This is a genomic window from Pedobacter sp. AC402, assembly GCF_979252805.1.
This window is the reverse complement of sequence record NZ_CEEDAI010000002.1, coordinates 134,427-149,678: the sequence shown is the minus strand read 5'-3', so window position 1 is coordinate 149,678 and position 15,252 is coordinate 134,427. Positions and strand designations below refer to the sequence as shown.

The window sequence follows — 15,252 nt, the reverse complement described above, 5'->3', positions numbered from 1 at the left end:
TATAATTTTTAAAGGAATGATTTATGGGATGATCTCGAAGAGAAAAAATTGTTGTACCTGCGATTTCCCAAAGTTATTATCAACGCAAAAGATTAAAGATTGATGTCCGTTAGCCAATTTTGGACCAAAAGTTACGCCTTCAAAGTTGTCTATATGCCTGTTTAAAGTATCAAAATCAAAAAGCAGTTTTTTAGTTAACGGTTTTGGCGGATTTCTCACAAACGAAGGGTTATCAATTTCATTTTCTGCCCCGTTTAAATCAACCAGGTAAAGTTTTACAAAGCTATGGTCATCATGGCCTTTTGCCCAGGCCCTTTCCATAACCAAAAGCGTATGGTTATTTACCGCCAGTATTTCTGAAATGCCATTTACATTCCAGTCGTTTTCAACCGTTGGCTTAACTGGTAAAGCGCCAAGGTTATAAGCATATTGCGCAGTATTCTTTTTGCTTGCCACATCAAATTTCAGAATACGTGTTAAAGCTTTATCATATTCAAAAGCTGCCTGTAAACCATCTTCATATCTTGGCTCCTCTAAACTGGCATATAATGTTTTATAACCATCGGCATAAGTTAGGCCTTCAAACAATGCATTTTTGCGTGTTCCGTTTTCGGTTTTGGTAAAATGAAAACCTTTGGGCAGTGGGATGGTATCCAAAAACTTCCCATCAGTAGAAATAAAAGTTAAACCAGGTTGAACGATTGTTGTATCACCATTTTTAAATAACCTTTCGCCTTCACTACTCCAAATTAATTGCTTGCTTAATGGGTTATACCTTACCGATTCCCCATCTGGTTTAACGCTCTTATCAGTACCATATTTAGGATATTGTTTCCCGTTTTCCTGGAGCATATAAGTTACGCCCGTTATGCGAACAGTATCTATTTTATTTTCTTTAATATCAATCTGTGCGGTATAAATCCTCGCCGGACTAAATTGCGAAGGATCATCGCTGATCATATAATATTGGTTTTGTTTTACATCATAATCAATACCTGATAATCCGCCTACTACCGAATTTTGGAAATTTGGATTTAAAGGCATAATGTATTCATCCAAAAACTTAATGGCTGATACACTGCTTTCATTTTGTTTTACCGCAGCATACTTGGTTGCAGAACAAGATGAAAGAACGATGGAAAGAATAGAATAAACAAGGAAGAGCTGTGATACAGATTTCAAATCGTGATGTTTAGGCTGTAAAAATATGGATTTTTGATGGCACAAAATACGTCAACCTTAATTTATTTCAGGTTCTTAACAGTGATGATTGTTGTTTAAGTTTAACTAAAATAAATTTCTAATTTCATAACGATTAACGGAACAGTCGGATTCTACCATTTAACTGCACACTTAATAACTCGATCTGCTTAACTTCTTACAACATTATGAAAACCTGATTATTCTTTATAAAAAGAAACAGTCGAACGTTACCATCCGACTGCACAGTTATTGTATAATCTAGTGTCAGATGTTGTTATCTGACACTGATAAAATTTAAGATTTAAAACAACTTACCAATAACACGGTAAGTAATATTGTTTCCATCTACAATCTCTTCATAATATACATCATCAGGAGAAACAAAATATTTTTCATTTTTAATGGTCACTTCCCTGCATCCTTCTGGCAACTCGTTAATCACATCACCTATATTGTGCGAATCAACAGTTCCTCCATCAGTATTTAAAACCCCGTCTTTACCTGCAACCACATATACTGCTTTACCATCGGCATTTTCTTTTTGGGTGTAATAAACGCCCTTATATTCGTAATAATCTACCCCGTTAATGGTAACCTGAGTGGCATCAGAAGGTAAATTCGGAACTTCTGCACCAACAGGTGGAGTTACCACTTCATATTGTTCGTTATTTTGTTGATAGAATAATCCACCTGAGTAATAAAACTGATTGGCACCATAGTAAAACGGATAATAACCATAAGGCAATACACCAATTCTAATACCTAAAAACGGACGATAATAATTGTAGTAGCTATAATACGGACGGTAATAAGGTCTGCCATATCCCGGGCGATATGCATAACCTGGTCGGCCATACCCTGGTCTGCCATAACCTGGTCGGTAACCCGGTCTGTTATAACTGTAATTTGGTCTGGCTACACGTCCTCCGTAACTTGGGCTATAACTTCCTCTGCCTGGTGCACGCATTGATGGCTGTCTGGAAATCGAACCTCCACCTCTTGATGAACTTATCGAACCAGATCTTCCTCCTCCAGAAAATCCTCCTCCACCCCTACTTGCCCTTTGTGCAGAAACACTTTCGATGTTTAAGGTTGCAATCATCGCTGCTGCAGCGAAAACAACCAATCCTTTATTTAATAACCTATTCATTTTATTATGTTTAACTTGATTACGAATATGACGATGAAAACGGTTAAAAGATTATCCCTTAACAAGATTTAACTAAATTTTGATACAGCAATGACGAATGTAGCCCTTGGAATTACCTGCTCATGAATGGAAATTGTAAAACACCTTTCCCATCAATCCCATCCATGCTAACAAACCTTTTACGGGTTGTTTTTTTTTATCAATCGTTAATCACCTATATTTAAATTTTATTCCTTAAAACTAGCTTAAATGAACCTTACCAGAATTTTTAGCCTTTTATTTTGCCTGCTTATTGCTAACCAATTAATGGCCCAGCAAACCGATTCGGCTTATGTGAGAGAAAACTACACTAAAATAGAGCGCCAAATACCCATGCGCGATGGGGTTAAACTATTCACTTCCATTTATATACCCAAAAATCAATCCAAAAAATATCCATTTTTAATTAACCGCACACCATACACTGTTGCACCCTATGGCGAAGACAAATACAAGCTTAGTTTAGGTAACTTTCCGGCAATGATGCGCGAAGGATTTATCTTCGTTTATCAGGATGTACGTGGCCGTTGGATGAGTGAAGGTACCTTTGCCGATATCCGCCCGCAGCAAACTGGCAAAAAGAGCAAAAACGCCATTGATGAAAGCACCGATACCTATGATACTATTGACTGGCTGGTTAAAAATGTGAAAGGCAATAATGGTAATGCCGGAATTTATGGAATATCCTATCCTGGTTTTTATTCTACCACATCACTACCAAACGCACACCCGGCCTTAAAAGCTGTTTCGCCGCAGGCACCGGTTACCGATTGGTTTATGGGCGACGATTTTCACCACCGTGGAACTTTATTTTTAATGGATGCCTTTAGTTTTATGGGAAGTTTCGGTGTTCCGCGTCCTAAACCCATCACACCAGATAAAGGCCCTAAGGGTTTTCAATTCCCGATAGAAGACAATTACCGTTTTTACTTAGAAGCCGGATCGGTTAAAAGCCTTAAAGACAAATATTTTGCCGATAGCATTAAATTTTGGAATGATTTATTTAAACACCCAAACCTTGATACGTTTTGGAAAGCACGCTTAATTACCCCGCATTTAACCAATGTAAAACCTGCCGTAATGGTGGTAGGTGGTTTTTTTGATGCTGAAGATGCTTACGGAACCTTTGCAACCTATAAAGCAATTGAGAAGCAAAATCCCGGAGCCAATAATATTCTGGTTGCAGGTCCTTGGTTTCATGGCGGCTGGGTACGTAGCGATGGATCTTATTTTGGAGATATTCCTTTTGGTAAAACCACCAGTATAGATTATCAGGAGCAATATGAACTGCCATTTTTTAAACACTATTTAAAGGGTGAAGGAGATTTTAATGCCGCAGAGGCAAATATTTTTGTAACCGGCAGCAACGAATGGAAAAAGTTTAAAACATGGCCACCACAGGATGTAGAAAGCAAAAACCTGTATTTACAGCCTTACGGAAAACTGGCCTTCGAAAAAGTTGGCAGAACCGACAGTTGGGATGAATATGTGAGCGATCCGAATAACCCTGTGCCTTATCAGGATGGCATTCAATCCAAACGTACCCGAGAGTATATGATAGACGACCAACGCTTTGCAGCCCGCAGGCCAGATGTAAAATCTTACCAAACTGATGCCTTAACAGAAGACATTACCCTAACCGGACCTGTTTTAGCCAACCTTGTAGTTTCTACCACCGGAACCGATGCCGATTACGTAGTGAAATTGATTGACGTTTACCCGGAAGATGCACCAAACCCTGAACCTAACCCTAAAAATTTAATTATGGGTGGTTACGAAATGTTGGTACGCGGAGAGATTATGCGCGGCAAGTACCGCAACAGTTTCGAAAAACCCGAAGCTTTTATTCCAGGCACCATTACCAAAGTAAATTATCCATTGCCTGATGTGGCCCACACCTTTAAAAAAGGACACAAAATCATGATTCAGATTCAAAATTCATGGTTCCCTTTGGCTGATCGCAATCCGCAGAAATTTATGGATATTTATCAGGCAGAACCACAGGATTTTCAGAAAGCAACACATAAAATTTACCATGATATACACAACAGTTCATATATAACCGTTTCAGTATTGAAATAAAGCGAAAAAGTGCGCTCACACTCGTTTCTACGAGTGTGTAAATATTCAATCGTTTTCAACCATGCAAAAACATTACCCGGTTCGTGTTCCCACGAACCGGAAGCTTATAAAAGTACCCGCTTAACTTATTTATTCAAAATGAAATACTTTAAACTAATCATCATTCTGCTTTCAGCATCATCAGCATTTGCGCAAGGCGATGCCGGATACCCTAAAGCAAACTACACCAAAAAGGAAGTATACATCCCTATGCGCGATGGAACAAAACTTTTTACGGCAATTTACTCTCCTAAAGACGCCTCAAAAGATAAAAAATACCCTATGATTATGCAGCGTACCTGCTATAGTGTAGCCCCATACGGAGAAGATAAATTTCCTGCCCGCTTGGGTCCATCAGAACTCATGATGAAAGAAGGCTATATTGTGGTAATGCAGGATGTGAGGGGCCGTTGGAAAAGTGAAGGTACCTGGACCAACATGACACCTGTAATTGATAATAAAAAAAGCAAAAAGGATGTTGATGAAGGATCAGATACTTACGATACCATCGACTGGCTGGTTAAAAACGTAGCCAACAATAATGGTAAAGTTGGTCAATGGGGAATTTCCTATCCGGGTTTTTATACCGCAGCAGGAATTCTGAGTAATCATCCAGCATTGAAAGCATCATCGCCACAGGCACCAATTTCCGATTTCTTTTTTGATGATTTTCACCATAATGGATCATTCTTACAAAGTTATTTCTTCACCTTCCCGGTATTTGGAGTACAAAAAACCGATACCACATCTAAACCCTGGTACAATAACCAGATAATTTTGCCAAAAACAAAAGATGGTTACCAGTTTGCTTTAGATCTTGGCCCTTTAACCAATGCCGATAAATATTATAAGAATAACTTTTTTTGGCAGGAAACTGTAAACCATCCAAACTACGATGAGTTTTGGCAAAAACGCGGTTTATTAAAACATTACAATACTGTAAAACCTGCCGTAATGTTGGTTGGCGGATGGTATGATGCCGAAGATTTATCAGGCCCGTTAAACATTTATAAAACTATAGAAAAGAAAAATCCTAATGCTTACAATACAATAGTGATGGGGCCGTTTGGCCATGGAAGATGGAGCCGCGAAACTGGCCATACCATGCACAGCAATGTATATTTTGGCGACAGCATAGCTACCTTTTACCAAAAAGAAATCGAATCTAAATTTTTTAATCACTTTTTAAAAGGCAATGGCGACAAAAACTCTGGTTTACCAGAAGCCTACATGTTTGATACCGGCAAAAAAGAATGGGAAACTTTTACCAAATGGCCAACAGAGAAAGCTATTAAACAGAAATTGTATTTAACTGCCGATGGTAAACTCAGCATGACTGCCCCTGCTGCCGCTGGTTCCGTAAACTACATCAGCGACCCTTTAAAGCCTGTTCCTTATACAGAAGATTTAACCACAACATTGGGTTTTACGCCACATAATTACATGAGCGAAGACCAACGTTTTGCCGGAAGAAGACCAGATGTATTGGTTTATCAAACCGAAGTATTGGATAACGACATTACATTGGGTGGTGAAATTATGTCGCACCTTAAAATTGCAACTACAGGTACTGATGCCGATTTTATTGTAAAACTGATCGATGTTTATCCTGCCGATGAACCCAACAATGCTTATATGCCCAATAAAAACATTACCCTTAGCAATTACTGGCAAATGGTACGCTCGGAAATAATGCCTGCCCGTTTCCGTAACAGTTTTGAAAAACCTGAAGCTTTGGTTGCCAATCAAAAAACCGATGTAAACTTTCAGTTGCAGGATGTATTGCACACCTTTAAAAAAGGACATAAAATCATGATCCAGGTACAAAGCACTGCATTTCCGCTATTTGCACGCAACCCACAAAAATTTGTAGAAAATCCTTATAAAGCAACAGAAGCAGATTACATTAAAGCCACGCAAACGGTATTTAACGATAGCTTTATCGAAGTTGATATTATAAAATAGCGCGCGCGTAAATAGCCCCGATTCGTGTCTCCACAAACAGGAAAATTGATCAACACTGAAAAAAAATGAAAAAATTACTCTTCATCCTTGCAACCGCCCTAAGTATTTCAACTGCTCAGGCGCAGCTGCTTGGAAAAAACCAGGTAAACTCCCGCGCCGATAGTCTTCGTGGAACCCTTACCCCATTGCGCACCTGTTACGATATCAATTACTACCACTTAGATGTGAAGATTGATATTGATCAGAAATCGGTAAGCGGAAACAATGAATTTGCCTTTACTGCCACTCAGGATTTCACTAAACTACAATTCGATCTTTTCGACAACTTAAAAGTTGATAAAGTGGTTTATCAAGGCAATAATTTACCTTTTACACGCGAGTATAATGCTGTTTTTGTTACTTTCCCCAAAGCGGTAAAAAAAGGAAGTAAAGATAAATTCACAGTATTTTACTCCGGTAACCCTACCGTAGCAAAAACACCACCATGGGATGGCGGATTCATCTTTAAAAAAGATGCTGCAGGCAATCCTTTTGTTTCTGTGGCTTGCCAGGGGCTTGGTGCCAGCGTATGGTGGCCAAATAAAGATCACCAAAGTGATGAGGTAGACAGCATGTTGATTAGCATTACCATACCAAACACCTTGCAGGAAATATCAAACGGAAGGTTAAGAAACACAGTAGATAAACCCGATGGTTACAAACAATACAACTGGTTTGTGAGCAACCCCATTAATAACTATGATGTTACCTTTTACATTGGAAAATATGCACACTGGCAAGACAGTTACGATGGTGAAAACGGGAAACTGAGCATCGATTATTGGGCTTTACAAACGGATAGTGCCAAAGCGCGCCCACACTGGGATGCAGATGTTAAGCCCATGCTAAAATGTTTTGAATATTGGTTTGGCCCATACCCATGGTACAAAGACGGTTATAAACTGGTTGAGGCACCACACCTGGGTATGGAACATCAGAGTGCGGTAGCCTACGGCAATCAATTTAAGAAAGGCTATTTGGGTAGAGATTTGAGCGGAACCGGCCATGGCCTAAAATTTGATTTTATTACCGTACACGAAAGCGGCCACGAATGGTTTGGCAACAACATTACCGCAAAAGATATTGCCGATATGTGGATACATGAAGGTTTTACCAATTACTCAGAAGTATTGTTTACAGAATGTACAGAAAATAAAGCAGCTGCAGATGAATATGTAATCGGACTGCAAAAAATAATCAGCAACGACATTCCCGTGATCGGTGCTTATGGTGTTAATAAAGAAGGATCAGGCGATATGTACCCAAAAGGAGCAAACCTGATTAGCACCATCCGCCAATTAATTAATAATGATGAAAAATTCAGACAGATTCTTCGTGGATTAAACAAAACATTTTATCACCAAACCGTAACTACTGCACAAATCGAAAATTACATTGCTAAGCAGAGTGGTTTAAAATTAGATAAGGTGTTCGATCAGTATTTACGACATACCAATATCCCTGTACTTGAATATAAAATAGATAACGGAACCTTGTCTTATCGCTGGTTAACCGATGTAAAAGGCTTCGATATGCCTGTACGCGTTACCTTAAAAACTGGTGCTTATACATTAATCAAACCATCAAATGATTGGAAAACGGTTAAAGTAGACGCCAGTATTAGTGCTGATAATTTTAAACAAGATCCATTATTTTACATCAAAACAAATAAAGGATAATGGTTGATTTTTCTTTACCCCAGACTGGAATTTAAAGAAATTTTCACTTTGTGCAACTTTTCTGCAAAACAACCGTCTTATTAGAAAAACGACATTATTCCATTTAAAAATAAAATCTATAACCATGAAAAAAGTATTTGCAATATTATTGGCATCATTAACATTAACTGCTGGCGTTAACGCAATTGCAAAATATGGCAGCAACACAAATGAATTCCGTACCAAAAGCGACGATCGCCAGGTTAAAAACTTTAATGGCGTAGCATCTGCAGGCCCAATTAATGTAATTGTAACACTAGGCAATACCGAGAGCTGCCGTTTAGAAGGCGATTCAGAAGCAATTGCTTCAATTATTACGGAGGTAAAAGGCAATGTGTTGGTTATCCGCCCACAAACGAGTATCACCAGCTGGTCTAGAAAATACGAAGGCAAAAAAATCACAGCATACGTAACCGCAAAAGAGTTGGCAAGCTTAACAGTAAGTGGCGATGGAAACTTAACTGTTAGCGGCAAAATCAGCACTGGTAGCCTAACCACAACGGTGAGCGGTTCGGGCAGCATTAAAGCAACAGCAGATGTAGATGATTACAGCGGTGTGATTAGCGGATCGGGCGCAATTAATATCACTGGTGGCGCAGATCATGCAAAGGTAGTCATCAGCAGTTCTGGTACATTTTCAGGTAAATCATTTTCTACTAAAACCGTAAACAGTACCATTAGTGGATCAGGAACTGTAAATATTGCGGTTAGCGAAAGCATTAAAGCAGTAATCAGTGGTTCAGGAAACGTAAATTATTCTGGCAATCCAAGTGTTGATAAAACTGTTATTGGCTCAGGTGGTGTAAGAAAAGTTTAAATAAAAACCATTTAATAGCGAACACCTGTAAGAAATTACAGGTGTTTTTTTGTGGGTAAGGAATAAATTTTTAGTTCCATTCCCCAACACAATCGTTATGATGAACTTGTTATAGCATCTTTTTGTAAAACACCCTGATCCAGAAAGCTCTTTGGATAAGACCCGGTATTCAAACTAAAAAATTATCTTCGCTTAACAACATCCCTAGCTAATGAAAAAAACCTTATTTGCACTCCTTTTACTATTTAATATCAGCTTTGGTTACAGTCAAACACTCGATAAAAAGTATCTGCCAGTGGTAAATTCTTTTATCGCAACAATAAAAAGTGGTTCGATAGAAAAATTGAGCGCCAAAATCAAATATCCTTTAACCCGGACTTATCCCATCCCGCCAATTAAAAATAAGCAGGAATTTATAAAAAGATATAAAGAGGTTTTTGATGACCAACTCATCAAAAAAATTATCAACTCCAAACCCACAACGAATTGGAGCGATGTGGGCTGGAGAGGTATTATGCTTTTAAACGGCGATTTATGGCTCGATACCGATGGCAAAATCATTACAATAAACCAGCAATCAAAGCTCGAAGCCAAAGAACAAACTAAGCTAATTAATGCCGACAAAAACAAACTTTATCCATCTCTCGCTAATTTTACACAACCGGTTCTGGTTCTCGAAACTGCCCAATACCGGATCAGAATTGACGACCTTGGGAACAACAATTACAGATATGCCTCTTGGTCGCTAAAAAGTAACATGAGCGAAAAGCCTTCATTGGTATTAACCAAAGGTAGGTTGACGGCCGATGGCAGCGGCGGAAACCACAACTATCAATTTAAAAGTGGCCAATATACCTATACCTGTTATATTACAGTACTTGGAGAAGAAGATTCGCCTCCCGCCCTACTCACTATCACTAAATCAGGTAAAGAAATTTTATCTCAAGAAGCAAAAAAACTCACTTTATAATAATGCAAGCATATGCTTATCGAAACTTTAAAAGCACTTTTTAACCGTGATTTAAATAAGCTCAAATCCGAAATCGAATCCTATAATAATGAAACTAATTTATGGATTATAGATAGAAACATTGCCAATTCAGCAGGTAACCTTTGCCTTCATTTAATCGGAAACCTGAATACATATATCGGTGCAACCTTAGGTGCTAGTAATTACATCCGCAATCGGGAACTGGAGTTTTCTTTAAAAAATATCCCAAAACAAGAACTGATCAACATGATCCAAGCAACTCTGATAACAGTTACGCAAACTCTCGAAAAAATAACCGAAGAACAGCTTAACATTGAATATCCGATGTTAGTTCTTCAGGAGAAAACCTCAACCGGATTCTTTATGGTTCACCTTACCACACACTTAGCCTATCATTTAGGACAGATCAATTACCATAGAAGGTTGTTGGATGTTTAAAATTATGTTGTTATAAATAGAAGCCAGGTTGGGCATCCAGTAATGCAATCTACGTGCTAAACCATCAATTGCGAGGAGGATTTTCAGCGACAAAGCAATCAATCAAGAGAATGCAATTAATGCATGAGAATTACCCATCATGCAACAACCCTTTGCTCAAAATAAAAATAATATCCTCCGTGCCTTTATTTTCTGTGGCTTTATTTTCTGTGGCTTTCTACATCCAAAACAAAAAAGGAGGCTTAAGCCTCCTTCCATATCTTTTTAAAACTGAACCCCGATGAGCCACATATTTTCAATGTAGTTAATCTTCTGACTGGCATGATCGTACTCATCCCATCCAGTGGTATGCACATTTGTTAAATTGGTAGCACCAAACTTAGTGGTGTTCTGTAAATAAACATTTTTCCAAACGTAAAACTTAAGTCCGATTTTAGCCGACACCCCGTATCCTGAAATATTCCAGTGGTTGTTGCGGCCAAGTCCGAATAAGCGAACATCAGAACGAGGAACCATAATTCCTCCGCCTAAGCCAGTTTCTAATGTTAATGAAGTATTTCCACCTGGTGCAACCCAAATATCATCGTAACGTTCAACCTCTATATTGGCATAGTTAAAACCATCAGTATGTTCATAAGTAAGCATACTTTCTTTAACATTAATATTTTGCCCGTTATAATCACCTGCTAAAGATCCTGTTGCAACATTTTCGGGCGTAATATTGGCACCGATGTGCCCAGTAATGGCAACAGTTTGCGGAATATCCACCACATATTTCATGTGGTCCCATCCGATTGAAATGCTGTAGTTATCTTTAATAAAATAACCTACGCGAATATTATATTGCGGAACGGTGATTAAGCCCGGGTTTAAATAAGCCCAGCTCAATTTAGACTGCCTATCATGTGCAACAACATCTTTAAGTGTAAAATCGTAATTTGGGCCCTGAAACCTGATATCGCTTTTGCCATACCATGAACTGTTATAACCCCAGTGAAAAAAGAAATCGCCCTTGCGCGAAAAATTTCTTTTATGCTCAGGATTAAATAAACTTTTAGATGTTGGTGTATGGTCAGTTGAAGAGGTTTGAATCTCCTGAGCCTGCATACGCTTTCCGAACAAGAGTGCTAAAAATAGAATGGTAAGTCTTTTCACGGGGCAAATTGAGCAAAAAGACCAGTCAATTACAACAGCTTTAACATTTTGTAGGACTTATTGTACAAAAAATGACTTTGAAACATTAAAACCTGGTATAAACGGCCAGTTGAATGATATTATTAACTGTATTATTCGTCATGCCCTTACTCGCCTGGTTCATGTAACCTGCTTCAAGATCAAATTTCTTCGAAAATCGATAACCCGCAGCCACGTACAACCTGTTTTGATCGAAAACGCTATTGTTAATTTGATCTTTATTTTGGAGATTTAAAAAAACCTCGTTTTGCAAGGCCACAAACGGCCCTTTAGTAAAGGTAGGCTGTGTTTTTTGTAACGGTTGGATCAGCCTTAAAAAATAACGGAAACGCTGCGAAAATACATCCTCGCCAGAGCGGCCAATAAAACGTTGCTCTAACCTAACCCTATGACTGGCAAATACTGATTTTATTTTATGAGTGTAAATATATTGCTCGAAAATGCGGTGTTCGTGAAAAAGATTTTTACTGGTACCGATCAGATTCATATCAGTAGTTTGCCACAAATAACCCAAAGCCACATTATGTTTATCGTTAATAAAATATTGTACCGCAGGCCGCACCAGGGTATTTCTTAAATGACTCCAATCGTCACCAGAACGCAGCTGAACATCAAACTGAAGTCCCCATTTTTCGTTAAACTTGGTATTGTTTAAAAACATAAACCAACCCGAATTTTGCTTTTGGGTTTGCGCATAAAGCTTTCCAGATGCCACAATGATCAGCACCATGGCAGACAATAATATTTTTTTCATAAAAAGATAAACCGGTTTTATCTGTGTGCTGCTAAATTAAAAGAAATATGGCAAAGTGAAAAGAGAGTTGTTAATTAGTTAGAAAATCAGGAGATCGGAGTCCGCCATTTATTGCCTGCAACAACGTTCCAACCTGGCGTATTTAGCATCGTTATGGTTGTTGATAAGGTCGCAACCAACTACCTGTTCCTGGCCTTAGTATTAAAAACTCCAAATCCATTACCTAAACCAGTACGAATCCTTGTGTTAAAAACCCTTATTATTTAAAATTCATTTAACGTTAAGCGATTAAAAATTTATCTTCGTTAAAGATTTGGGCATTATGGCATCTTTAACTTGCCTTAAATTGCGCTTATTTTAATATTACAAAACGTAAAATAGAACAAAAATGATTATCGAACCTAGAATGAGGGGCTTTATCTGTTTAACCGCACATCCTGATGGCTGCGCACAAAACGTAAAGAATCAAATTGAATATGTAAAATCAAAAGGAGCTATAGATGGTCCTAAAAAAGTATTGGTAATTGGTGCATCAACCGGTTTTGGTTTGGCATCACGCATTACTGCTGCTTATGGATCTGGGGCGGCTACAATTGGCGTATTTTTCGAAAAGGCACCTTCTGAAGGTAAAACAGCATCACCAGGCTGGTACAACAGTGCAGCTTTCGAAAAAGAAGCGCATGCAGCTGGTTTATACGCAAAAAGCATAAATGGCGATGCGTTTTCTAAAGAAATTAAAGAAAAAACTTTAGCAACAATTAAAGCCGATTTAGGTCAGGTAGATTTAGTAATTTATAGCCTTGCATCTCCGGTAAGAAAACATCCTGATACAGAAGTATTACACCGTTCTACTTTAAAACCTATCGGAGGAACTTACACCAATAAAACTGTAGATTTCCATACAGGCAATGTAACCGAAATTTCTATCGAACCTGCTACAGAAGAAGATATAGTGAACACTGTGGCCGTAATGGGCGGCGAAGACTGGTCGATGTGGATTGATGCTTTAAAAGCAGAAAACCTGCTTGCCGAAGGTGCCACAACAGTAGCATATTCGTACATAGGCCCAGCTTTAACCGAGCCGGTATACCGTAAAGGAACCATTGGCCGTGCTAAAGATGATTTAGAAGCAACTGCATTTACCATAGCCGATAAATTAAAAGATATAAATGGTAAAGCTTATGTATCAGTTAATAAAGCATTGGTTACACAGGCAAGCTCTGCAATTCCGGTAATTCCGCTTTACATTTCACTGTTGTATAAAGTAATGAAAGCTGAAGGTATACATGAAGGTACAATTGAGCAGATTCAACGTTTATATGCAGAACGCTTATACACCGGAAATCCTGTTCCTGTTGATGAAAAAGGAAGAATCAGAATTGATGATTGGGAAATGCGCGAAGATATTCAGGATAAAGTTGCCAAACTATGGAACGAAGCAACAACTGAAACACTACCTGCAATAGGCGATTTAGCAGGATACAGATCTGATTTCTTGAGTTTATTCGGTTTCGAAATTGATAAAGTAGATTATCAAAAAGATGCACAGGAAGTGGTAGAAATAGAAGGTTTAGTAAATTAATTATTCAAATCCATTATCCTCAACCGCTATAGTTATTTCGACTTGAAGCAAAGCGGAATGGAAAAATCTGATAATAAACGGCTGGCTATATAGCCAGCCGTTTTTATACCCAAACACATGAATTTCGATTTACAGCAAACTTTAGAAAACGATTTAATCAAAGCCGTTCCATTAAAACAGGAAGATTTTGAGGTCCTTTTTGCGGTAGCCTCCGATCCATTAATTTGGGAGCAACACCCCAACAAAGACCGTTATAAACGGGAAGTTTTTGAAAATTTCTTTAAAGGTGCCATCGAATCACAAGGTGCTTTTATTGTTTATGAAAAAGGTACCGATAAAATAGTGGGCAGTTCGAGGTATTACGAACTGGATGAAGCAGATCGATCAGTTGCAGTTGGTTATACCTTTATTGCGCGCGAGTTTTGGGGCAAAGGGCATAACAGGGCATTAAAAACACTGATGTTCGATTATGCTTTTCAATTTGTGGATAAAGTGATCTTGCATATTGGCGCAACCAATTTCCGATCGCAAAAAGCTGCTGAAAAATTAGGAGCTGTTAAAATTGCCGATCTCGAAGTAGCCTATTACGGTGAGCCTGTTAAATGGAATTTTGTTTACCAGGTGGATAAAGATAAATGGATAAACAGGGCTTAATAAAATTAACAGATCAACACAGAAGTTTTTTAAATCTATCGTCATCGTTTGTAACGAGGATGACTGGAATTTGCATTTTTTAATGCAATAAGCAACTAATTATTAGCAGTTTTCTGACCACAGATTTTTCAGAGATCATCACAGAGGTTTTTTAAATCTATCGTCATCGTTTGTAACGAGGATGACTGGAATTTGCATTTTTTAATGCAATAAGCAGCTAATTATTAGCAGTTTGTGACCACAGATTTTCACAGATCAACACAGATGTTTTTAAGGTTATCGCTATCGTTTTTAATGAGGATGACTGGAATTTGCATTTTTAATGCAATAAGCAGCTAATTATTAGCAGTTTCTGACCACAGATTTTCACAGATCAACACAGATGTTTTTAAATCTATCGTCATCGTTTGTAACGAGGATGACTGGAATTTGCATTTTTTAATGCAATAAGCAGCTAATTATTAGCAGTTTTTAACCACGGAACAACGCAATTCAAATTATCCTATCTGTGTTCATCCTTTTCATCCGTGGTTAATTATATTGCCACCTATATGAGTTACCTTCCATGTTTCCGTAACCAACGTTAT

The 15,252-nt window shown here is 38.2% G+C and carries 12 protein-coding genes; 8 read left to right on the top strand and 4 right to left on the bottom strand.

The features are described from left to right. Window positions 1–21 precede the first annotated feature (21 nt). The gene (locus AC0IWE_RS02615) at window positions 22–1,182 is read right to left on the bottom strand and encodes an esterase-like activity of phytase family protein (protein WP_471791796.1); all 1,161 of its coding nucleotides are present in this window, start codon (window positions 1,180–1,182) and stop codon (window positions 22–24) included. Between the two features lie 322 nt (window positions 1,183–1,504). Beyond that, the gene (locus tag AC0IWE_RS02610; protein WP_471791795.1) at window positions 1,505–2,353 is read right to left on the bottom strand and encodes a DUF6515 family protein; all 849 of its coding nucleotides are present in this window, start codon (window positions 2,351–2,353) and stop codon (window positions 1,505–1,507) included. Window positions 2,354–2,602: 249 nt separating this feature from the next. On the opposite strand from AC0IWE_RS02610, the gene AC0IWE_RS02605 reads away from it, so the two are divergent. The 6 genes from AC0IWE_RS02605 to AC0IWE_RS02580 all read left to right on the top strand — a co-directional run bounded on the left by AC0IWE_RS02605 (window position 2,603) and on the right by AC0IWE_RS02580 (window position 10,481). Continuing rightward, window positions 2,603–4,474, top strand: coding sequence for a CocE/NonD family hydrolase (locus tag AC0IWE_RS02605; RefSeq protein ID WP_471791794.1), 1,872 nt, complete (start codon window positions 2,603–2,605; stop codon window positions 4,472–4,474). 138 nt (window positions 4,475–4,612) lie between these two features. Continuing rightward, complete coding sequence (locus AC0IWE_RS02600; RefSeq protein WP_471791793.1) at window positions 4,613–6,478, top strand: CocE/NonD family hydrolase; 1,866 nt, start codon at window positions 4,613–4,615, stop codon at window positions 6,476–6,478. 65 nt (window positions 6,479–6,543) lie between these two features. Then, entirely contained in the window at window positions 6,544–8,196 is a 1,653-nt protein-coding gene (locus AC0IWE_RS02595; protein WP_471791792.1) for a M1 family metallopeptidase, read from the top strand. Window positions 8,197–8,320: 124 nt separating this feature from the next. Next, entirely contained in the window at window positions 8,321–9,052 is a 732-nt protein-coding gene (locus tag AC0IWE_RS02590; protein ID WP_471791791.1) for a head GIN domain-containing protein, read from the top strand. A gap of 211 nt (window positions 9,053–9,263) precedes the next feature. Beyond that, entirely contained in the window at window positions 9,264–10,022 is a 759-nt protein-coding gene (locus AC0IWE_RS02585) for a hypothetical protein (protein WP_471791790.1), read from the top strand. A 12-nt stretch (window positions 10,023–10,034) separates the two neighbouring features. Continuing rightward, entirely contained in the window at window positions 10,035–10,481 is a 447-nt protein-coding gene (locus tag AC0IWE_RS02580; RefSeq protein WP_471791789.1) for a DUF1572 family protein, read from the top strand. Between the two features lie 264 nt (window positions 10,482–10,745). Here AC0IWE_RS02580 and AC0IWE_RS02575 read toward each other — a convergent pair whose 3' ends face one another. Then, window positions 10,746–11,636: a hypothetical protein gene (locus tag AC0IWE_RS02575; RefSeq protein ID WP_471791788.1), complete on the bottom strand. Its 891-nt coding sequence runs from the start codon at window positions 11,634–11,636 to the stop codon at window positions 10,746–10,748. Window positions 11,637–11,721: 85 nt separating this feature from the next. After that, a complete protein-coding gene (locus AC0IWE_RS02570; RefSeq protein ID WP_471791787.1) occupies window positions 11,722–12,429 on the bottom strand; it encodes a DUF2490 domain-containing protein in 708 nt (235 codons plus the stop codon). A gap of 388 nt (window positions 12,430–12,817) precedes the next feature. On the opposite strand from AC0IWE_RS02570, the gene fabV reads away from it, so the two are divergent. Together fabV and AC0IWE_RS02560 are read left to right on the top strand one after the other, a co-directional pair. Beyond that, window positions 12,818–14,011, top strand: coding sequence for an enoyl-ACP reductase FabV (gene fabV / locus AC0IWE_RS02565; RefSeq protein ID WP_471791786.1), 1,194 nt, complete (start codon window positions 12,818–12,820; stop codon window positions 14,009–14,011). Between the two features lie 117 nt (window positions 14,012–14,128). Next, complete coding sequence (locus tag AC0IWE_RS02560) at window positions 14,129–14,665, top strand: GNAT family N-acetyltransferase (protein WP_471791785.1); 537 nt, start codon at window positions 14,129–14,131, stop codon at window positions 14,663–14,665. Window positions 14,666–15,252: the final 587 nt, after the last annotated feature.